The sequence below is a fragment of the Seleniivibrio woodruffii genome, from assembly GCF_029267515.1.
Classification (GTDB): Bacteria; Chrysiogenota; Deferribacteres; order Deferribacterales; family Geovibrionaceae; genus Seleniivibrio; species Seleniivibrio woodruffii_A.
Map to the genome: position 1 here is coordinate 1 of NZ_JAJUIS010000023.1, position 22,341 is coordinate 22,341.

Sequence of the window (22,341 nt, forward strand, 5' to 3'; positions counted from 1 at the left end):
AGTAAACGGTTACGTTGTTATAGTCGATAACGTCGTCGCCGTTGTCAGCTTTGGTCAGAGCGTTGTCGTCGGTATACTGGATTGTCGGTCCTGCCTGTCCTGCGGGTCCGCCTGATATCTTGATGGTACCGCCGCCGGAAGTGGCTGCTCCTGCAACAGTAGACTGTCCGGAAATGCTCATCAGTATCTTGTCGCCTTCCTGAATTTTACCGGCAACACCGATTGTAACTGAAGCATCGATAGCGGGTCCGCCGCCACCTGTACTTTCGTTGAAAGTAACTGTTCCGTTGGAAACAGTGGCACCTGACATAGTTGCCCATTCGCCTACAGCGCCTGTTTTTGCGTTGATGAATCTTGCAGAAACGCTTACTGAAGATGAAGCGGAAGTAACTTCGCTGTCAAATTTGATCTCAAGGTAACCTGAATCAGCGAAAGTTGTGCCGCCTGTTCCGATTCCCGCTGATGAAACGGAGAAGGAAGAACCTGTCTGCTGGAATGTTGCAGTAACTGTTGCGGATGCGTTTTCAACGGCAGTGTTTCCTACTGTTACTGTGTAATAGCTTGTGCCGGAAGTCGCGACTGTTTTGATATCGGAAACGGAGTTGACGTTAGTGTCGTTCTCTGTTCCGCCCGCAGTTGTTATCTCGCCGCCGACAGAGTCGGTGTTCAGCGTCATAACGTCTGTTTTGTAAACGTAGTTTTTACCTGCGTCCACTTCGATTTCAAGGTTATAGTTGCCTTCCGCAACCTTACCTGTCACTGCAACGTCGATTGACTGACCTTTGTCTGTTGACCAGAGGGCAGTGGAATCACCGTTGAGCAGTTTTTTAGTGTTGAACTCTGTTGAAGAGGCAACGCGGTCGATCTCTTCTTTAAGCTGATCAACCTCTTTCTGTATCTCGGCGCGGTCGTTTGAAGTATAAACGCCGTTTGAAGCCTGTACAGCGAGCTCTCTCATTCTCTGAGTCATTTCCTGAATGGTTGACAGACCGCCTTCAGCAGTCTGAAGCATAGAAATACCGTCCTGAGCGTTTGATGATGCCCTTGAGAGACCTGAAATCTGCCCGCGCAGTTTCTCGGAAATAGCGAGACCTGATGCGTCGTCAGCCGCGCTGTTTATTCTGAGACCTGAGGAGAGTTTCTCAAGGTTTTTGGATATGTTGCTGCTCGTCTGATTCACATAATTCTGCGCGATCAGCGAGTTGACGTTAGTATATACTGTTAACGCCATGATAGACCTCCATGTTGAATCGTGGTCGGCATCCGTGCCGACAGTACTAAATTGTTGTGCGTCGAAAATTGCCGTTTAAAAGAAACCAATTAACCGAAAAGCAAGCCTATAGATCCTCCTCGTGAAAACAAAAAAGACCGATGCTCCGTTGTACGGATGCATCGGTCTGATTGTTTCAGTACCGTTTTTTTAAACTGTAAACCTGCGAAACCCTTGTCCAAGGGGCTTTTCAGGTAATTCGGGTTTTACTGAGAGTTATATCGGCAGAAATATGGATAACTTTAGAAATTTGACGCAATTATTTCGTCATAGGTGAAATGATAAGAATTTGATCCGGGCTTTAATACAGCTTACAAGGTTTTAACCACTTAAAAAACTCCATAATAATTTTTCACTGTTATGTAATCGGACATTTAAATAAATACTTTTGCTTATTTTTTCATCAAATGAAAAAAAATTTATGTTATTGACGGTTTATGCCGGCGGCGGTTATTATCTTTCTATGCAGGAAAAACGGAGAGAAACAGAATGGGCGTGAGGGAAAACAATCTGAAAGTTTTGCAGGAGAGATATCCGGAAATATACGGCAGAATAGCTGCCATGCCGCAAAACAGCAATTATGAAATTGTTCTGCCCCCGCGCGAAGGTCTTATGCCGAACATGCGCAGCAGAAAGACAGGGCGATCGTTCTACAGTTCTTTCAACCCCATGGCGGAGGTTGAGCAGGATATCAGGTCAAGAAAACTGAAGGTGTTGCAGTTTAATGTTTTTCTCGGCTGCGGCATGATGTATCAGGTTTTTGCCATGTTCCGCCTGTTCCGGATCCAGGGCGGACTTCACGTTATAATAGAAAAGGATGTGGACGCCTTCCGCACCATGCTTAATACAGTTGACATAACACAGATGCTGAACAGCCCTAATATGCTCTTTTTCGTCGGAGAGGAACTGCCTGTTATATACGCTCGCATGGTGAACGTTCTTACTCTTACAGATTCCAAGTTTTATATCAAAACAATCAATTTCATAGAACAGCCTACGGCTTTTTCAGAGAACAAGGAGTATTACCTCGACGCTGTCAGAACCATGCGCAGCGTTATTAAAGAGCTTCTGAACTATTTCGGCAACGACCCGCACGATTCAATGATAGGCATTGAGCATACTTTCGTAAATATCGAGGAAATATTCGGAAATCCGGGGATAAACCAGCTTAAAGACGTTTTTAAAGGCAGACCCGGAGTCGTTGTCGCCACCGGACCCTCGCTGAACAAAAATGTGGAGCTTCTCCGGGAAATATACGACAAAGCCGTTATAGCCGGTGCGGACGCATCTCTGCGCGTACTCAGCAAAAGAGGACTCAAGCCCCATATGGTCTGTTCGCTGGAAAGAGGCGTGCCCACTTCCCAACTATTTGAAAATTTGGAGGAACAGGCGTTTGAGGATGTGTATTTTGCGGCAGCTCCGGTAGTTCACCCTCGGACTTACTCCGTTTATAAGGGCAAGCGTATAGTAGTATACAGAAACTTTGCCACATTCAAGTGGCTGGACATAGAAAAGGGCATACTTAATATCGGACCTTCATCGGGTAATATGGCGTTCAAGCTGCTTGAATATATGGGATGCGATCCTATAATCCTTATCGGACAGGATCTTGCGTTCGGCGAAGACGGAAATACCCACGCTTCGGGTAACACTTTCGGCGAAAAGGAAGAAACAAATAAAAACTATATGGAACAGAATGTTGTCATGGTAGAGGGCAACTATGTCCCCCAACTTCGTTCCACAAAGGTTTGGAACACGTTCCTTAATTATTATCATAAGGACGTGGTGGGGTCTCCGGCCAAAGTGATAAACGCCACTGAGGGCGGAGCAAAGATACACGGCACCACCCTTATGACATTCAGAGAGGCGATAGACAAATATATCAGAGACAGTTTCAACCCGCTGGAAGTGATAAACAGCACTTTAAAATATCCTGATGAGCTCATTCAGACGGCACAACGCAAAAGCGTTCTCGGCAAGGTTGATAAGGGGCTCGATACATGCCGCAGGGCAATAAAGACTTTTCAGGAGGGATATGACCTCGCTGAGCGATATTTCAACGAGATATGGATACCGTCGCTGAACGGTGTGCCCTACGATGCGGACAAAGGACGAGCACTGCTTGTTAAGATGGAAGACGTTAACGAAATATTCAAGGCACCTGATTTCTTTAACGTGCTGATGCACTACGTTCAGTCATATACCATCCGCACCCTGATAGAGGTTAACAGCATCCAGAACGAGGATATACCGGAAGAGCAGTCACAGTTTAAGATAGCCCACGTTTTCAAGGATATGTACGCTGTGATGATTCAGCTTATTATGAAGATGGAGCAGCTTCTTTCATCGCTGAAAGAGCGTTTGGAGAGCAATATCAAAGCCTGATTATAGGTTTTGTGCATCCTGTGATGCACTCCGCACCTTCGGACGTGACTATGTAGGTGTTTTCCAGCCCCACAAGCCCGATTCCGGGGATGCCGCGTTTCGGCTCCACCGCGAATACGTTGTTTTCCTGTATGGGCGCGTCGAAACCTTTGGCGATAACAGGATATTCGTCTATGACAAGCCCTATGCCGTGTCCGAGGAATTTTACCCTTTCGTCCTTAACTCCCATGAAATATTCAAGGAAATTTTCGTCAATACCGCTCATTACCTCTTCGTATATATTTGAAGGGATCGCGCCGGGTTTAAGGCGCGAAACGGTGTCTTCAAGTATCTTCACGCAGCGGTCGTGGTATTCGTATGCTATGTCGGGCAGGGTGCCGAGGGAATAGACCTGTGTCTTGTCGGTGTAATAGCCGTCGATTCCGCAGCCTATATCTATGAAGATAAGCTCGTTGTCGGCAAGAAGTCTGTCGGCGTTGCCGAAAAAGGGAGCCGCAGGGCTGATGCCAAGCACGCCTCCGGGGCCGTCGAAGGTGTTGAAATACATGGAATTGTCTCCGAAACAGACCTGTCCGAGAAACATCTCCGTGTTGAACATCGAAAGCCTCGCAATGCCCTGATGTCCGTTGTCCATCATATATTTCAGTATCTCCGAACCGAGTTCCTTTTCGCTCATTCCCTTCCGGACGACAGAGGGAACGAACTCTGTCAGCGTTTTTCCGTGCAGTTTTCCAGCAACGCGCATGATGTTCAGTTCATATTTTGTTTTCACCGAACGGGTCACGGAGAGGGCGAGGTCGCATGAGAGCACCTCTGTGAAGTTGAAATATTTGTTAACCCGCTCGAAATAGGCGAGTGGAACAAACTCTTTTTCCATATGGACACGGCTGCCGCAGTTACCTACGGCAGCGGCTATGTCCTTGAAACTGTTTATCTTTACGATATTTCCAAAATCAGATTCGTGTTCCGCTCGGTAAAAGCTGCGACGCACATAAAACACTGCGTCCTTTCCTCTGCGGATGAGGAGAATGCCGTTCTGCTGGGTACCCGTGAAGTAATAGAGGTTCACCTTACTGACTATCATAGCCGTTTCCCAGTCCGGACAGAGTGCGTCCATTCCGGCTGTAAAGTTTGCCATCCTCACTTTCAGTTCATCTGCGGGTATCCGGTTCAAATCAGCTCCTCCAGTGATATCTTCTTGGTTGCAAGCAGGTTGCGCATTTTGTTGAGGACGCGCTTCTCTATCTGGCGTACACGCTCGCGGGTTATACCCAGGTCGTTTCCGATAGCCTCAAGAGTTTCAGGGTCGTTTCCTGCCAACCCGTATCGTCTGACGATAATAACCTTTTCGTTTTCCGACAGGAAGGTCAGCCATTTGAAGATAATGTCCTTCTTGCTGGAATTTTCGATTCGCATATAAGGGTCGCTGTACTTTTCGTCATCTGTGATGAACTCGTGGAGCGTACTGCTTTCGTCGCTGCCAACGGGCATGTCCAGAGACGTATCCTGCTTGATTGCATCGAACACTTTTTTAAGTGTGGAAAGGGGCATTTTGCAGGCGGTTGAAAGTTCGTGGATGGTAGGTTCGCGCCCCATCTGCTGTTGCAGGTCGGTCTGCGCGCGCATGACTTTGCTAATGTTTTCAGACATATGCACCGGTATGCGCACCATACGGCACTGGTTGATTATGGCGCGTTCGATAGCCTGACGAATCCACCACGTCGCGTAGGTACTGAACTTGAATCCCTTTGTGTAGTCGAATTTTTCCACAGCTTTCAGCAGACCGATGTTCCCCTCTTCAACGAGGTCAACAAGGTTCATGCCTCTGTTAATGTACTTTTTCGCAATGGACACAACGAGACGCAGGTTGCATTTAATCATTGTTTCTTTGCTCTGGGGGCAGCCTTTCTCTATCCCCTGAGACAGCTCAACCTCCTCCTCTCTGGAGAGGACGGGGTATTTTGAGATTTCGTTGAGGTAGATTTTGAAGACCTCAAGGTCATCGGATGAATAATCGACCTTAACGTCGATTTCGACTTCGCACTCTTCTTCAATTTTTCCGTCAAAATCTTCCTCGATTTTGTCTTCGAGTATTTCACCTTCGTTCATAACTGCTCCGAAAATAAACAGGTAAGGTTGGTTTCCGCGCTTTTGGCACGGCTTTGTTGGATGTCCGGGCAAAAAATGTCTGGAATATGAATTGGGGACAGTACGCTGCCGCAAAGTGTCAACTGAGCCGTTATTTGGGTGATGGTTTTGTGTTCCATAACTCCCGTCTCCTGCGGTGCGGACTGGGCAGTGTTAAAACTGCTTGATTCTATGTAAAGCACGCCTGAAACACATTGTAACGGAGTTATAAAAAAAAGGGAAGCACTAAATAATAAACGAAAAGAAAATTTGACAATTTTCCTTGACTTTTATTATTCTTATGTTCCTACGAAATCAACGAAAGAGCAGAGTTTGAGCGGTTCCTGAGATATTGTAGTACCGTTTTTGGTAATTTTCACAAGTTTACCGTTAACGGGGATAAGCATCAGTCCGCCGTCTGCGAGTTGGTCTACGAGTTCCTGCGGAACTGATTTTCCCTCCGCTGTGCAGATTATGCGGTCGTATGGAGCAAACTCGTCCCAGCCCAGTTTGACAGGTTCAAGTTTCATCTTCACGTTACGCAACGGTATCCTTTTGATTATCTGATATGTCCTGCGGTGCAGTTCGCCTATGCGCTCAACAGTGTATACCGTGTCGCAGAGACGGGCGAGTATAGCCGCCTGAAAACCGGATCCTGTGCCTATCTCCAGCACCTTGTGGGTGGGTTCAAGCTCAAGAGCCTTTGTCATGTAAGCCACTGTGGACGGTTTTGATATTGTCTGTCCGTAACCTATGGGCAGGGCGTCGTCAACGTAAGCCATCTTATACATAGCCTCGTCCAGAAACTTGTGGCGGGGGGTCTTTGCGAAAGCCTCCATCACCTTTTTGTCCCATTCACAGTTGGGACCTACTGCCCTGGCGAAGTATTCGTCTGGAATCCTTATGTGTGTCATAGTCTTATCTGTGTGCCTATTCCGGAATCGGTAAAAATTTCCAGCAGAACTGAATGGCTTATCCGTCCGTCGATAATGTGTGATTTGCCAACGCCCGCCTGCACGGCTTCAAGAGCACAGTCAATTTTGGGTATCATTCCGCCTGTGAGCGTGCCGTCTTTTTTCAGTATCCGTATCTTTTCCGGCGTGAGTGTGGAGATGAGTTTGCCCTCTTTGTCCAGAACACCCTCAACATCGGTTAGCAGAACCAGCTTTCTTGCTTTCAGAGCCGCTGCTATAGCTCCCGCCACAAGGTCGGCGTTGATGTTATATGGTTCATAGTCCTCGCCTATGCCCACCGGAGCTATTACGGGGATGAATTCTTTTGCTATGGTGTTCAGAACGCCCACGTCTATGGATTTAACCGAACCGACGTGTCCCAGATCGATTATCTCAGGTGTTTTGACGAAATCGTCCCCTTCTTTAATGAACATTTTTTCGGCTGTGATGAGGTTGCCGTCTTTGCCGGAAAGCCCTATCGCCTTGCCTCCGTTGCGGTTTATGAGGCTGACGATATCCTTGTTTATCTTACCCGCCAGAACCATTTCAACGACGTTCATCGTTTCAATATCCGTGACCCTCATGCCGGAGATGAAGTGGCTTGGAATATTTAGTTTCTTCAGCATGTCCCCTATCTGGGGACCGCCGCCGTGGATGATAACAGGATTTATTCCGATGTATTTGAGCAAAACTACGTCGCGGGCGAAGCTGAATTTAAGCTGATCGTCTACCATGGCGTGTCCGCCGTATTTGATTACTATGGTTTCGCCGTAAAACTCTTTGATGTAAGGCAGCGATTCGATGAGAACGTCCGCCTTTCTGATAAGCTCTTCCATCATGATTTTTGCTCCGTACTCTTTTCGGCAGAATATTACATTAGTACAATAATATCAAGAAATGTTATTCGGCGTAAACGCCCTCTTCGTTTGCCCAGTTAACGGCTTTTTCAATCTCCTGAGAGAGTGAAAAGACCGCCATTGCGTAGTTCACCCGCGGGTTATAGCGGGAGATGGCGTAAAGGTTGTTGAAAAATATCCAGTACTCCTTGCCGTCAGTGCCGTCCAGTGTATAAAGGGTCGCTTTCATATTCGTGTCAAAATCCCCTCTGGGCACGATACCGTTGTCAATGAGTTCTTTAAGAGGTTTTGACGGGCGCATTGAGCGCGCGTCGAACTGCTGCCATGTGTCGCCTGAAACGTCTGCCTGAACTGCTATAGGGTCGCTGAGACTGAATCTGTGGGCTGAAAGATATTTCGCCACGCTGCCTATGGCGTCTGGCATGGAGCGCACGAGGTCGGTCTTGCCGTCACCGTCGAAATCCACGCCGAATTTGTCAAAGTTTGAAGGCATGAACTGAGGATAGCCGATTGCTCCGGCGTATGAACCCATGTATGTGAGCGGGTCAACGTCCTCTCTGTCGGCTATTATGAAAAGCCATTGCAGTTCCTTTGTAAAAAAAGCTCTTCGGTTCGGCGAGTTGAACGCAAGTGTTGCCAGCATGTCTGCGGCGCGCAGTTTGAGCTGATATTTGCCGTAGTTGGTTTCCACGCCGAGTATGGCGGCTATGACATATCTGCTCACGCCGAACTGTCTCTCCGCACGGATGAGATCTCCCTCGTTCGCAAGGTAAAAATCCAGCCCGCCGCGGGTGCGGTCGTCGGTTATGAACAGTTTTCTGTATTCACCCCATGGCTTTGCCTCTGTGGGTTTTGCCGTCCTGTTAAGCGCTATCTCGCTGATGTTCGTGCCGTAGAGCCACCACTCAACCTTTTTGGCGGGCACTCCGTAACAGCTTTCCATGTTGGCCGCGAACTCGTGGATGTCCTTATTGATCTCAAACGCCTCTGCGCGGGCGGAAACGGTTAAAGCTAAAAGAAATAGCAGGTATTTTTTCATAAGAGTTTCTGGTCTTTTAATGATTTTAGTTTATAATCGGTTAGACAGTAATAAAGCATGAATGTTTTAAAATAAATATTTTTTTTGGCAAACAATGGAAGAAGAATATAAATCCACCCAACACTCCTTTGCCAAAGGAGGGAGCTTTTCCCCCTTTAATAAAGGGGGATTAAGGGAGATTTACATTATTTTAAGTAATTAATAACGGAGATTAAAAATATGCTTGTAGCCCCTTCAATATTAAGTGCGGATTTTTCGAAACTCGGCGAGGAGATAGCCGCCATAGACAATGCCGGCGCAGACTGGATTCACCTTGACGTTATGGACGGAATGTTTGTTCCGAACATAACCTTCGGTGCGCCTGTCATAAAAGCATTGAGGAAGACCACGGAGAAGGTGTTCGATGCGCACCTTATGATAGAGAAGCCCGACAGGTATCTTGAGGACTTCGCCGCAGCAGGATGCGACTATATCACGGTTCATCAGGAGGCTTGCATCCACCTGCACAGAACGGTGCACCGCATAAAAGAGCTTGGAAAAAAAGCGGGCGTGTCGCTTAATCCCGCTACAAGCCTTGCGACCATAGAAGAGATACTTCCAGACCTCGACATGGTTCTCCTCATGAGTGTCAACCCCGGTTTCGGCGGTCAGAAATTTATAGAGAACACTTATGGAAAAATAATGATGCTCAGACAGATGAAAAAAGAGGGCAAACTTAACTTTATCATACAGGTTGACGGCGGCGTAAACGCTCAGAATATTGAAAAGCTGGCTAAAATGGGCTGTGAATGTGTCGTTGCCGGAAGCTATGTGTTTAACAGCGGCGACTATAAGACGGCGGTAGACAGCCTGAAAATATAAAAAAAGATTTTACGTTTCAATCACATTACAAACGCTCGTCCGTATGGTATACTTTTATACAGATAAAATATGACGGAGGAAAATGATGGGTGTGACGATACTTGTTGTTGATGACGAACCGGAAATCAGGCTCCTTTACCGTTCGGAACTGGAGGACAGAGGTTACAAGGTCATAGAAGCATCCGGCTCCGCCGAGTGTTATGATGCACTTGCGAAAAACAACGTCGATCTGATTCTGCTGGACATAAAACTTAAAGGCGAAAGCGGTATAGACATATTACAGAACCTTTCTTCACGCGAGAAAAAGGTCAAAATCATACTCGCAACTGCTTACAGCGCATATCAGGACGACTTTTCCACATGGCTTGCCGACGGATACTGGGTCAAGTCTCTCGAATTTGACAATCTGATAGAAGAAATTAATAAGGTTCTGCATAAGAACTAAATTCATTTTGGAGTGATTTTTATGAAAGCTGTTGTTATGGCGGGGGGATTCGGAACGAGGATCCAGCCGCTCACTTCAAGTATGCCCAAACCCATGATACCCGTTTTTAATAAACCGATGATGGAGTATATCATCGGGTCGCTCAAAGCCGCGGGCATAGTGGACATAGTTATTCTTCTTTATTTCAAACCCGATGTCATTAAAGGATATTTCGGCGACGGATCCGATTTCGGCGTGCGGATAAACTACGTTCTGCCCGACGATGACTACGGCACTGCCGGAGCTGTTAAAAAAGCTCAGAAATACCTTGACGAAAGGTTCATAATCGTTAGCGGCGACCTTATCACGGACTTTAAAATTCAGGAAATTATCGGCTTCCACGATGTCAAAAACTCGCTGGCGACCATCACACTGACTTCCGTGCCGGATCCGCTGCAATTCGGGGTAGTTATCACCGATAAGGAGAGCAAAATTCTGCGCTTTCTGGAAAAGCCGGGCTGGGGCGAGGTTTTCAGCGACACCATAAACACAGGTATCTATGTTTTTGAACCTGAAATCCTTCAATATATCCCTGAGGATTCTAACTTCGACTTCTCCAAAGATCTGTTCCCCAAGCTGATGGCGAGCGGGATAGACATTTTCGGTTACAACGCAAAAGGCTACTGGCGCGACGTGGGCAACCCCGATTCATACCGTGCAGCACTTCTCGACATTATGGAGGGTCAGGTCACTCTGCCCTTCTCAGGCACCATGCGCGAGGAAAAATCCGCCCATATCTACGTCGGTGAAAACTGTGAGATTGACGAGTCCGCCCGTTTCGAAGGGCTTGTTGTGATAGATGACGGCTGTGTTATCAAAAAGGATGCTGTGATAATTGATTCTGTTGTGGGAAAAAACAGTGTCATAGACGAAAAGGCTAAAGTCACCGACTCAATCCTGTGGAAAGACTGTTTCGCAGGAAAAAACAGCGTTATCAAAAACGCCGTCCTCTGCGACAGGGTTAAGCTGGGTTCAAGTGTTAAGGCGGAACACGGCGTTATAATCGCCGAAGGAACGGAGGTCGGCAATCAGGTCATCTTTGAAAAGGACGTGATGGTCTGGCCGGAAAAACAGATAGAGGCTGGTTCAATAGTCAGCAGCAACCTTATCTGGGGCGATAAGTGGAAAAAATCCATTTTCGAAGGCGGCAAGGTATCTGCAAGGACGAACGTGGAGCTTTCACCCGATATGGCGGCGAAACTGGGCGCGGCGCTGGGCAGCCAGCTTCCGCAGGGCGCGCGGGTGCTTATGTCCAGAGACTATGACAGAGCCTCCCGAATGCTTAAAAGATGCTTCCTCGGCGGTCTGCTCTCAACAGGCGTGAACGTTACGGAACTGCGCATGACCCCTCTGCCCATCATGAGACACAAGCTGTCCATGTTCGGCGAGGTGGCGGGTGTATATTTCCGTCAGTGCCAGAGCGACCCGACCAATACCGAAATACTTTTTTATGACGATTCCGCATTGCTCATCGACAGCAACACGGAGAAGAACGTCGAGCGTATCTTCTTCCGCGAAAACTACCGCAGAGCGACGCAGGACGATATCGGCGAAATTTACGATCAGATGATGGTCAACGAGTTCTATAAAGAGGGCGTGCTGAAAAACATCGACATCACGCTTCTGAAAAGCCGCAGAAGCAAGATAGTTGCCGACCTCACAAACGGAACGACGGATATGATATTCCCCGAACTGCTGAATAAGGCAGGTGTGGACGCCGTGGTTCTGAACGCATACCGCGATGAGAAAAAACTCTCCAGAACGCTCCACCAGAGCGCACTGAGCTTTAAAGAAGTTTCCGACATCGTAAAGGTGACGGAATCGGAGCTTGGTATAGTTGTTTTCCCCCATGGCGAGCGGCTGGGCATCATAACCGACAAAGGAGAGATGCTCTCAGAGGATAAGGCGCTGATGTTCATGCTGAAACTCATAGATCTCACTGCCAAGACAAAGCTGAAAGTATATCTTCCGGCGTATGCGCCCACGGTTCTTGACGATTCGCTGATGAACGTTGAGATTACCCGCGGCAAGGGCACGGGGATAAAGGCGGAGTTCCTGCGGAATTTCTATTTCACAGGAGACCTTAACCGCAATTTCATCTTTATGAAGAACGGAATACACGCCGACGCAATGTTCAGCTCACTTAAAATGCTTGAGATGATGGCGAAGCAGAACGTGCGAATAAGCGACGTGCTGAAAACTATACCCGAATATCATTTCAGCCACACCGTTATCAACTGTCCGCTGGAGATGAAGGGCTATCTCATGCGCAAGATGAGCGAAGAGGCTATGGACAAAGAGGCTTCATTCCTTGACGGCATCAAGATAATGTTCAAGGGCAAAGGCTGGGTGCACATGGTTCCCGACCAGTTCACCGCAAACGTCCACCTTTATGTGGAGGCGGCGAACGCGAAGGAATATAACGGCATCCATGGCGAATACAAAGACAAGATAAACGGATGGCTTCAGGAGCAGGAGTAGTATGAAGAAACTCAGGCTGTGTTTCCTATGGCATATGCACCAGCCATACTATAAGGACGACCTTGACGGGCTGTATCATATGCCGTGGGTGTATCTGCACGCCCTGAAGGACTATTATGAACTTCCGTATTATCACAAAATATTTACGAAGGTGAAGGGCACATATAATCTTGTGCCCTCTCTCCTTGTCCAGCTTGCGGACTACACGTCTGCGGGCGTTTCCGATACCTTTCTCAAACTCATGCTGAAAGACGTTCGCGAGCTTACGCAGGAGGAGAAGAATATTCTTATCCCGCAGCTTTTTATGGCGAACTATAAGAATCAGGCGAAACCTCTTAAAAGATACCGCGAGCTTTACGACCGCAAGGGAGACACCCCGTTGTTTGAAACGGCGAAACTCAACTTCTCCGAGGGTGACATTCTCGACCTTGAGGTGATGTACCTGATAAGCTGGTGCGGAGTTTTTACGCGCAAGGATGTTCCTTTTGTTCAGGAACTTATCAACAAAGGCAGGGATTTTCTGCACAACGATAAGCTGCACCTCATAGATAAGCTGGCTGAGTTTGTCGCAACAATCGTTCCTCTTTATAAAGAATTGCAGGATAACGGAAATATTGAAGTTTCCGCCACTCCTTTCTATCACCCGATACTGCCGCTTCTTCTGGATGTGAAAAGCGCGAAAGAGGCGCTTCCCGATATCCCGATGCCCAGTATTTCTGCGGATTTTTCTCCACATGCGCGGGTGCATGTGCAGACCGCCGTGGACTATTACAAAGATATTTTCGGTTTCCCGCCAAAAGGCATGTGGCCTGCGGAGGGCAGCATTTCAAATAAAGCCGCTGAACTGTTTCGAAGCTGCGGCATCCGCTGGATAGCCAGCGACGAGGACGTGCTCGCGGCATCCATAGGGCGTGACCTGCGGGACAAACAGCAGCGCCACAGACTCTACAAACGACACGGGTACAGCACTCCTGACGGCAGAATAAACATATTTTTCAGAGACAAGGAGCTTTCCGACCTTGTGGGATTCACCTACAGCGGATGGGAAGCGGAGAAGGCTGTTGACGATTTCATGACAAAGCTGTCTGAAATATATGATATGTGTGACTTTTCGCCTGTGGTGCCTGTCATTCTGGATGGTGAGAATGCGTGGGAATACTACCCGGAAAACGCATCGAAGTTCTTTGAACTGCTGTATACAAGGCTTTCCGCCTGTAACTGGGTGGAGACGCTCACCATGAGCGAGGCGGCGGAGTGCGATAGCCCCGAAGAACCTCTGGACAGAATACGAGCCGGTTCGTGGATATACGCTAATTTCACAACTTGGATGGGGCATCCTGAAAAGAACGAGGCGTGGAGGATTCTCTCGGACGCGTATTCAAGATACTCGGCGAAGGGGCACTCTGCGGGAGACCTTACGGCTGTGGAGAAGGAGCTTTATGCGGCGGAGGGTTCCGACTGGTTCTGGTGGTACGGCGACGACCATTTCAGTTTGCAGTCTGATATTTTTGATAAGCTGTTCCGCAGACACATAGCGAACGTTTACACTTTGCTTGGCGAGAAGGTGCCGCCGGAGGTCAATCAGCCTATTAAGAAGAGCCATAAATCGGGTCTTCTTAAAGCGCCTGCGGGATCTATGACTCCCGTTATCGACGGCAAAGTGACCAGCTTCTTTGAATGGCTTGGTGGCGGCAGGTTTGACCTGAAATTCGACGCTGGAGCCATGACAGCCTCGTCGAACATTCTGCATATGCTTTATTTCGGATACGATACTGAAAATATATATTTCCGTCTGGACGGTGGGTTCAGGGATATTCTGAATCTCGATTACCACCTTGAGGCTGAGATTACCGACGGGGATACGAAATCCGTTCTGTTTCCGCTGGTTTATGAGTTTAAAGGTGAAAAAGGCGAGACGTCATGTTGTGAAACGGTTTTTGAGGCATCTGTTCCGCGGACTTATGTCAACGGATCAGAAAAAATATATGTAACGTTCCGCCTGCGCCGCGACGGACGCATTATAGAAACCGCGCCTGTGTACAACACGGTCGAGATAGACTTGTCGCATAACGGTGCACACGACTGGATAGCGTAGAACTTCAGGATGAAGTTCGTGGAGTGAGCGCGGCAGGTTTTACCTGTTAAGCGAACGTAACGTGAGCGGAAAGAGGCTTTGCCGATTGGAGCGTTATCATTATTTTCCCATGGACGGGAAAATAATGCAAAACTATAGACTTGTCGCACAACGGCGCACACGACTGGATAGCGTAGACTGCTTTGTCGCAGGCTTCTCGCAGAGACGTCATTGCGAGCGCAGCGAAGCAATCTCATTACGGAGAATATAAATATGAAACTTCCCTTACACCTTGGAATACATTGCCATCAGCCGGTGGAGAACTTTTATCATGTGGTGGATATAGCCGTTGAAAAGAGCTATCAGCCCTTTTTCGAACTGCTCCTGAAAAAGCCCGCAATGAAAGTGAGCGTCCACTACAGCGGCTGGCTTTTCGAATACATAAAGAACTATCACAAAGACCTGTTCGGCATGATGCAGGATGCGAACCGCGCGGGGCAGACCGAGTTCTTTTCCGGCGGATTCTATGAACCTGTGCTCGCCGCCATCCCGTCGCGGGACAGAAAAGAGCAGATAAAGAAGCTCAACGGCTTCATTGAGGACAATTTCAAAGTATCGCCCAAAGGACTGTGGCTCACCGAACGGGTGTGGGACAGCTCCATAATCCCCGACTGCGCGGACTGCGGTATCGAATACGTCATAGTTGACGACTATCATTTCATTGCTGCCGGATTTTACGAGTCCATGCTCCACGGACATTTCAAAACTGAGCAGGACGGGCGGGAGATGCTTATCTTCCCCATCAGCGAAAAGCTGAGATATATGATACCGTTCAAACCTGCGAAAGACGTTGTGGGGTATATGGGAGAAATAGCGGCAGAGGGCGGGAAATCACTCACCATATTCGACGACGGTGAGAAGTTCGGTCTCTGGCCTGAGACCCACGAATGGGTTTATGAAAAGGGCTGGCTGAACGATTTTGCCGATGCGGTTGAAAACAGCGGACACAGCGAGTTTGCGCTGTTCAAAGATACGGCGGAGACTGTGCGCCCCTCCCAGATAGCCTATCTGCCCACTGTTTCATATTTCGAGATGGGCGAATGGTCGCTGTTTGCGGAGCGTACGAACAAGATGGCTGAGTTTGTCAGAGAGACTGAGAAACTGCATAAGGACGACACTGCCAAGGTGTTTGTTAAGGGCGGAATCTGGAAGAATTTTCTGGTGAAGTATCCCGAATCCAACAGGATACATAAACGGACATTGAAACTGTCGAAAGACGCGGACAGACTGAAAGATGCGCGGCTTTACGATGCGCTGTATAAAGCACAGTGCAACGACGTGTTGTGGCACGGGATTTTCGGCGGACTCTATCTGCCGAACCTGCGCAATAATGCGTACCGCTTCATCATAGAGGGTGAGAAACTGGTTGAGGAACTGGACGGCACATCTTATCCGTACATTGAACAAAGTGATTTCGATTTCGACGGGCATGAAGAAGCATACGTCCGCACGCCGGAACTGAACTTTATGTTCGTCTCAGTTGACGGAGGGCAGTTGGTTTCCATTGAGGACAAGGCGAACTGCTATAACTTTCTGAATACTCTGGCGCGCCGTAAAGAGGCTTACCACGAAAAGATGCTGAACCCTGCCGAACCCGATGAAACGGATGAAACAGAAGAGGCTTCCGGGGAAGAGGGCATAAGCACCATCCACAACGACAGCCATGCCGGAAACGAAATATATAAAGAATATCTGGTATATGACTGGCACAACAAGAACTGCTTCGTTGACCACTTCGTGCACCGGTTCGACGCTGAGGAGTTCAGAAGCGTCAGCTTCGGCGAGATGGGCGATTTTGCCAATCAGCCAGCGGACATGAAGGCGACGAAAACAAAACTTACGTTTACCCGCAGAGGCGGAGTTTATAAATACGGACAGAAGTTTGCCTGTGCAGTTACGAAAGAGTTTTCGTTCGGCAAAAAAGGACTTGTGCTTAAACTGAAAATTGATTCGGAGCTTGATGAAGAGATTGACTATGTTATGGAGATGAATCTGCATTTCAATGATCTTGAAAATGTTATGATAAATGGAAAAACTCAGGCGGAAGCGGAAGGTCTTGATTGTGCAAAAATCGAACTGATAGAAAAACATACGCCTGCAAATGTGTTGCTGGAAATGAGCAGAGGTGTTAAACTTTACACGTATCCAGTGATGACCGTTTCCCAGTCGGAAAGCGGCGCAGACCTCACCCGTCAGGGCATCTGTCTGCTGATGCCTTTCCGGTTCAGGAAAACACTAGAGCTTGAGTGCAAGCTCTCTCTGGCGGGGAAATAATATGTCGGAACTGAGATTTGATCCTGTTAAAAAGATATGGTCGGTGATAGCCTCCGAGCGCAGCCGCAGACCGGAAGACTTTCTTGTGCGCAGACTCACGGCTCTCGAAAGTCATATGGAGTTCTGCCCCTTCTGCAAAGGCAGCGAGGACAAGGCGGGACAGGAGATTTTTTCGCTGAAAGACGCGCAGGGGCAGTGGCTTACCCGCGTTGTACCGAACAGATATCCGGCGTTCCGCATTGAGGGCGAACTGAAACGGTTTGCCCAAGGCATGTACGACTGTGTTTCAGGCATAGGTGCCCACGAGGTTGTTATAGAAACTCCTAAGCATCACATGAACATCGGCAATTACACCGATAAGGTGCTTAAAGATGTTTTTTTAACCTTCAAAGAGCGGGTTCTTGACCTTAAAAAAGATACAAGATTCAGGTATATAATGCCTTTTAAAAACTACGGAGTGCTTGCGGGAGCGAACATTGAGCACCCGCACTCACAGATAATAGCGCTGCCGGTTACGCCCGATATCATAAAAACAAAGCTGGCATCGGCGCAGGAACATTACAGAAATAAAGAGCGGTGTATTTTTTGTGATATAATGAATCAGGAGAAGGATGAAGGAACACGCATCGTTTATGAGAATCAGGATTTCATAGCGTTCTGTCCGTTCGCTTCGTCGCTGCCGTTCGAGGTGCTGATTTTCCCGAAACGGCACACCCATTGCTTTGAAAAATCTGACGATGCAGAAATGAGCGGTCTTGCGGATATTGTCCGCGAGGTTTTTTTCAGACTTTACAAATGTCTGGAAAATCCGCCTCTCAATATGGTGGTGCATACTTCACCGCCTGTGGTCAAAAGACCGTCACAGCCTAACTACTGGCAGAGCATTGAACAGGATTTTCACTGGCATATAGAGATTACGCCCAGACTCTCCGGAATAGCCGGATTCGAGTCGGGAACAGGCTTCTACATCAACCCCGTTTCGCCGGAAAGCGCGGCGGGTTTCCTGAAAGGAGTTAACTGAGAATATGATCGTTGCCCACATCACAAGTGAGGTTTATCCCTTTTCCAGAACAGGGATGCTCGGCGATTCCGTTTACGGACTGGCGAAGTCGCAGGCACAGCTTGGCGAGTGCGTCCACGTGCTTTCGCCCATGTATGTTTCGGCGGGCAGTTATGAGCCTTATGATTGTGTTTTTGAGCGTTCCGTAAGCATTTTCATGGCGGGAATGAATCATACTTTTGATGTTTACACCGCTGAGACAGAAGGTGTGCGTTTTGTTTTCTTCCGCAACGACGACCTATACAGCCGCAGATATATCTACGGCACTTCCAGCTATGACTATTCCGATAACGACATCCGTTTCGGAATGTTCTGTATGGCGTGTCTGCAATATCTGCGCGAAACCGGATTTAACCCCGATATAATCCATTGCCACGAGTGGCAGGCGGGGCTTGTTCCGGTGTATAAACATCTTTTTTATGAAGATATTAAGGCAAAGACTGTCTTCACCGTGCACGACATCACCTTTCAGGGAGTGTTCGGCAAGTTTTCAATACAGTCCCTCGGACTGCCGTGGGAGATGTATAATGTTGAGGAACTTGAGTTTTACGAGAATATAAGCCTGCTGAAAGGCGGGGCGACACACTCGGATTTCATCACACTTTTAAGTCCTACCTACGCCAAAGAGGTGCAGACGGATGAAAATTCCTTCGGTCTCGGTTCGTTCATGGCTAAGTTTCAGGACAGAATTGAGGGTATCCTTGGCGGCGTGGACTATGAAAGATTCGACCCGCAGACGGATATTTTTATAAAAAAGCAGTATAATGCAGACAGTGTTGCAGATAAAATTATCAATAAAGAGGACTTTTTGACCGAAATTGGTCTTTTGGATGCCGGAAAACCTCTTTTTCTGGTGGAGACAAAGTTTACTGAGCGCAAGGGACTGGAGCTTATCATCGACAGTGCTGATAAGCTGGCTGAAATGCCCGCTAATTTCGCGTTTCTCGGTTACGGGGAACCGAAATACTGTTCAAAATTTAAGGAAATAGCAAATAATTATAACAATATTTTTACATCTATCGGTATAAGTGAGTCTATGCTGCACAAAGCCTATGCAGCGGCAGATTTTGTACTGCGCCCTTCTTTAACGGAGCCCTGCGGAAAGAGCCAGATGGTTGGTATGCGCTATGGCGCGCTGCCGGTGGTGAGACGCACGGGCGGTCTTATCGACACAGTGAAAGATATCAGCGAAGAGGGCGGCTACGGCTTTTTTATGGATGGCTACAGTCGTCACGATCTGATAAAACAGCTTAATAGAGCAGTGGATTTTTTCCAAAATAGAGATATATTGTATAAATATGCCGCCGATGTTATGAGGCTGGATTTCTCGTGGACGAGAACGGCGGAGAAATTTTTAGGGGTTTATCACAGGATTCTTGGAGGACACTGATGAAATTCAAAGAGATGAGCAAGGCAGAACTTTACGAACTTGCCAAAAAATTCAACATTAAAAACCGAAGCGCAATGGCAAAGGATGAACTTGTCAAAGCCTTGTCAAAATATGAAAAAACCGTGTCAAAAAACGATGAATCCTCCCGACAGACCGTGACCAGCCACATGCCCGACCAACCGACACAGGAAGCCTATGTCCCGAAAAAGGATTATTACATCCCTGACAGATATAATATTGACACCGTTGTGCTTCTTCCGGTCAACCCAAAGAAGGAATATGTATACTGGGAGGTTTCTGACAAAACAACAGACAGTTTTTGCAGAAAATTCAGTACATCCGACCCTGTTTTCATTCTGAAAGTATTCGCTGGTGAAGACGAGTCCGTTTCAGAGCTTGCCAGCGTGCGCGTGGGCAAATACGGAAACTGGTATTTTGACCTCTACTGCCCCGGTCAGAAGCTCTGGGCAGAGATAGGAATGCTTGATGCAACAGGCAATTACCACACGATTTCAGCATCCAAAAAGATAATGATGCCCGCAGACAGGATAAGCGACCTCATCGATGAGGAAACGTGGATGACTGTCGGCGAAAACATAGAGAAGATATACACCCTTTCAGGTATTACAGACCTCCAAAAAGAAGAACTGCTTTCCAGTGCCAGAATGCACTCGGAGCTTTTCAAAAAGCTGCACAAGGCTGAGGGCGGAATGTCCTCTTCGACACTTGCACACAAAGGCGGTGAATAATGCCAAGAGGTTACTGGATGCTGGTGCTCCACTCGCACCTGCCCTTCGTGAAGCATCCTGAATATTCGTATTTCCTTGAAGAGCAATGGTTTTATGAGGCGATATCAGAAACGTATCTGCCTATTTTGCAATACATGAAAAAGATGGAGGACGAGGGCGTCCACTTCCGCTTCGCCGTGTCCGTCACCCCGCCTCTGGCGGAGATGATGTGCGACCCGCTCCTTATGGGCAGGTATGAACAGCATCTGGACAAGCTCATCGAGCTTTCTGAGAAAGAGATACACCGCACGAAAGGCACTTGCTTCGAACACCTTGCGCATATGTATAAGGAGCGGTTCGAAGGACTGCGGGATTTCTATTACGGATGGCTCGGCAGAAGCCTTATAAACGGTTATAAACACTTCCTTGAAAAGGGATATATCGACGTTATCACATGCGGGTTCACCCACGGTTTCCTGCCGCTTCTGAACAATACGGAAAACGCGGTTCGGGCACAGGTTGAGCTTGCGGTGCGCAGCCATGCTGAGAAATTCGGGCAGCCGCCTAAAGGTATCTGGCTGCCGGAATGTGCGTATTTCGAAGGACTTGACGCGGTGCTTGCCGAATACGGCATCCGTTATTTCTTCGTGGATACCCACGGGGTGCTTTATGCAAAGCCCAGACCGAGGTTCGGCGTGTATGCCCCTGTTTACACAGAGAACGGCGTTGCCGCATTCGGTCGCGACTACTATTCTTCAAAGCAGGTGTGGAGTTCGAAAGAAGGCTATCCCGGCGACCAGTATTACAGGGACTTCTACCGCGATATCGGTTACGACCTTGACCACGACTACATCAAACCTTACATCAGCCCCGACGGTGAGCGTGTGTTCACCGGGCTGAAATATCACAGAATAACCGGCGATACGGACTTTAAAGAGTTCTATCAGCCGGAAATAGCTTCGCAGAAGACCGTTGACCACGCGAAACACTTTGTCCGCGGGCGGGAGAAACAGGCGGAGGAGATAGCGGAGCTTATCGACCGCAAACCGATGATAGTTTCGCCGTATGACGCTGAACTCTTCGGGCACTGGTGGTTCGAAGGTCCTGAATTTTTGTATAACGTGTTCAAAGAGATGGATAAATCGGAAATCGTGAAGGCGATAACGCCGCTCGAATATCTTAACGAATATCCGACCAATCAGGTTGTTAAGGTCAATCCGTCGTCATGGGGCGATAAGGGATACTATGACGTGTGGCTGAATCAGGGCAACGACTGGATATACAGGCACCTGCATTTCATGTCTGACAGCATGGTGAACCTTGCGAAGTATCACCACAATACGAACGACGATGCCGTCCGCAGATGCCTGAATCAGATGGCGCGGGAGCTTTTTCTCGCACAGTCAAGCGACTGGGCGTTCCTCATCACAACCGGAACCGCCATCGAGTATGCGGTTCAGAGGACGAAGGAACATATTTACAACTTCCTGCGGCTTAAAGAGATGGTTGAGAACAGAGAGTTCGACTATGATTTTCTGGCTGCGGTCGAAAATAAAAACAGCATATTTCAGTCGATGGATTTCAGAATTTACTGCTAGGAGGAGAAAGGATGATAAGCAAGAAGATGGTGAAAGCACTCAACAAACAGCTTAATTTCGAGCTGTATTCCGCATATGTGTATCTGGCGATGGCTGCCAATTCGAACACTATGGGACTTAAAGGTTTTTCCAACTGGTTCCACGTTCAGTTTCAGGAAGAGCTGTTCCACGCGGACAGATTCTATAACTATATACTGGATCAGGACGGCGAGGTCGAGCTTGAGCAGATAGATAAACCCAAAAAAGAATACAAGGATGCCTACGAGCTTTTCGACGAAACTCTGACTCACGAAAGAGAAGTTACGAAAAGAATTTACGACCTTGCTTCACTTGCGCTTGAGGAGAAGGACCACGGAACACACAGTTGGCTCCAGTGGTTCATCACGGAGCAGCAGGAGGAAGAGGCAAACGTCAAGGATATCAAAGACAAGCTGAAACTGGCGGGCAGCACCGGACAGGGGCTGTTCATGATAAACGCTGAGCTTGCCACAAGGGTCTACGTTCAGCCCACAGTCCCCGGTTCACAGGCGTAACACTTCAAACAATAAAGCCCCGCCGATGAACTGTCCCCCATTTTTCGGACAGTAAAAAAAGCCCCGGGCTAAGAATTAAGATGACGTCGGTATGCAGCCGGCGTCATCTTTTTTAATGTCCACTGTGGTCTCTCTTCATTATAATACCGGATATATTCACTAACCAC

17 protein-coding genes and 1 pseudogene are annotated in these 22,341 nt (G+C 48.0%); 11 read left to right on the plus strand and 7 right to left on the minus strand.

The annotated features are described in order from the left end of the window. Nucleotides 1–1,231 (minus strand): annotated as a pseudogene (locus Q7P67_RS12875) (flagellin); the annotation flags it as partial. 528 nt (nt 1,232–1,759) lie between these two features. On the opposite strand from Q7P67_RS12875, the gene Q7P67_RS12880 reads away from it, so the two are divergent. Then, entirely contained in the window at nt 1,760–3,655 is a 1,896-nt protein-coding gene (locus Q7P67_RS12880; protein WP_303852649.1) for a motility associated factor glycosyltransferase family protein, read from the plus strand. Here the strand turns inward: Q7P67_RS12880 and Q7P67_RS12885 are convergent. From Q7P67_RS12885 to Q7P67_RS12905, 5 genes are all read right to left on the minus strand, one after another. Then, nucleotides 3,645–4,829, minus strand: a complete 1,185-nt coding sequence (locus Q7P67_RS12885) for a Xaa-Pro peptidase family protein (RefSeq protein WP_303852650.1) — start codon at nt 4,827–4,829, stop codon at nt 3,645–3,647. The two genes, Q7P67_RS12880 and Q7P67_RS12885, sit on opposite strands and share 11 nt — an antisense overlap. Continuing rightward, complete coding sequence (locus Q7P67_RS12890; RefSeq protein WP_303852651.1) at nt 4,826–5,764, minus strand: RNA polymerase sigma factor RpoD/SigA; 939 nt, start codon at nt 5,762–5,764, stop codon at nt 4,826–4,828. Before Q7P67_RS12890 ends, Q7P67_RS12885 begins: the two co-directional genes overlap by 4 nt. A 317-nt stretch (nt 5,765–6,081) precedes the next feature. Beyond that, nucleotides 6,082–6,696 carry a protein-L-isoaspartate(D-aspartate) O-methyltransferase gene (locus tag Q7P67_RS12895; RefSeq protein WP_303852652.1) on the minus strand — a complete coding sequence of 205 codons (615 nt, stop codon included), beginning with the start codon at nt 6,694–6,696 and terminating at the stop codon, nt 6,082–6,084. Continuing rightward, a complete protein-coding gene (gene argB, locus Q7P67_RS12900; protein WP_369696036.1) occupies nt 6,693–7,571 on the minus strand; it encodes an acetylglutamate kinase in 879 nt (292 codons plus the stop codon). The genes Q7P67_RS12895 and argB overlap by 4 nt, the downstream gene beginning before the upstream one ends. 64 nt (nt 7,572–7,635) lie before the next feature. Continuing rightward, nucleotides 7,636–8,631: a lytic transglycosylase domain-containing protein gene (locus tag Q7P67_RS12905; RefSeq protein WP_303852654.1), complete on the minus strand. Its 996-nt coding sequence runs from the start codon at nt 8,629–8,631 to the stop codon at nt 7,636–7,638. A 219-nt stretch (nt 8,632–8,850) separates the two neighbouring features. Between Q7P67_RS12905 and rpe the strand changes: the two genes are divergently transcribed. From rpe to Q7P67_RS12955, 10 genes are all read left to right on the plus strand, one after another. After that, complete coding sequence (gene rpe / locus Q7P67_RS12910) at nt 8,851–9,492, plus strand: ribulose-phosphate 3-epimerase (RefSeq protein WP_303852655.1); 642 nt, start codon at nt 8,851–8,853, stop codon at nt 9,490–9,492. A gap of 82 nt (nt 9,493–9,574) precedes the next feature. Then, the gene (locus tag Q7P67_RS12915; protein ID WP_303852656.1) at nt 9,575–9,937 is read left to right on the plus strand and encodes a response regulator; all 363 of its coding nucleotides are present in this window, start codon (nt 9,575–9,577) and stop codon (nt 9,935–9,937) included. 21 nt (nt 9,938–9,958) lie between these two features. Then, a complete protein-coding gene (locus Q7P67_RS12920; protein WP_303852657.1) occupies nt 9,959–12,457 on the plus strand; it encodes a sugar phosphate nucleotidyltransferase in 2,499 nt (832 codons plus the stop codon). Nucleotide 12,458: 1 nt separating this feature from the next. Continuing rightward, nucleotides 12,459–14,552, plus strand: a complete 2,094-nt coding sequence (locus Q7P67_RS12925) for a glycoside hydrolase family 57 protein (RefSeq protein WP_303852658.1) — start codon at nt 12,459–12,461, stop codon at nt 14,550–14,552. 252 nt (nt 14,553–14,804) lie between these two features. After that, nucleotides 14,805–16,865: an alpha-amylase/4-alpha-glucanotransferase domain-containing protein gene (locus Q7P67_RS12930; protein ID WP_303852659.1), complete on the plus strand. Its 2,061-nt coding sequence runs from the start codon at nt 14,805–14,807 to the stop codon at nt 16,863–16,865. A gap of 1 nt (nt 16,866) precedes the next feature. Then, the gene (locus Q7P67_RS12935) at nt 16,867–17,886 is read left to right on the plus strand and encodes a DUF4931 domain-containing protein (protein ID WP_303852660.1); all 1,020 of its coding nucleotides are present in this window, start codon (nt 16,867–16,869) and stop codon (nt 17,884–17,886) included. Nucleotides 17,887–17,890: 4 nt separating this feature from the next. Further along, nucleotides 17,891–19,315, plus strand: a complete 1,425-nt coding sequence (locus Q7P67_RS12940; RefSeq protein WP_303852661.1) for a glycogen synthase — start codon at nt 17,891–17,893, stop codon at nt 19,313–19,315. Next, nucleotides 19,315–20,064 carry a DUF4912 domain-containing protein gene (locus Q7P67_RS12945; protein WP_303852662.1) on the plus strand — a complete coding sequence of 250 codons (750 nt, stop codon included), beginning with the start codon at nt 19,315–19,317 and terminating at the stop codon, nt 20,062–20,064. Before Q7P67_RS12940 ends, Q7P67_RS12945 begins: the two co-directional genes overlap by 1 nt. Next, the gene (locus Q7P67_RS12950) at nt 20,064–21,641 is read left to right on the plus strand and encodes a glycoside hydrolase family 57 protein (protein ID WP_303852663.1); all 1,578 of its coding nucleotides are present in this window, start codon (nt 20,064–20,066) and stop codon (nt 21,639–21,641) included. Before Q7P67_RS12945 ends, Q7P67_RS12950 begins: the two co-directional genes overlap by 1 nt. Before the next feature lie 11 nt (nt 21,642–21,652). After that, nucleotides 21,653–22,174, plus strand: coding sequence for a ferritin (locus tag Q7P67_RS12955; RefSeq protein ID WP_303852664.1), 522 nt, complete (start codon nt 21,653–21,655; stop codon nt 22,172–22,174). A gap of 68 nt (nt 22,175–22,242) precedes the next feature. Here Q7P67_RS12955 and Q7P67_RS12960 read toward each other — a convergent pair. Continuing rightward, nucleotides 22,243–22,341, minus strand: a 99-nt coding sequence (locus tag Q7P67_RS12960) for an IS3 family transposase (protein ID WP_303851536.1), incomplete at its 5' end; no start/stop codon positions are given.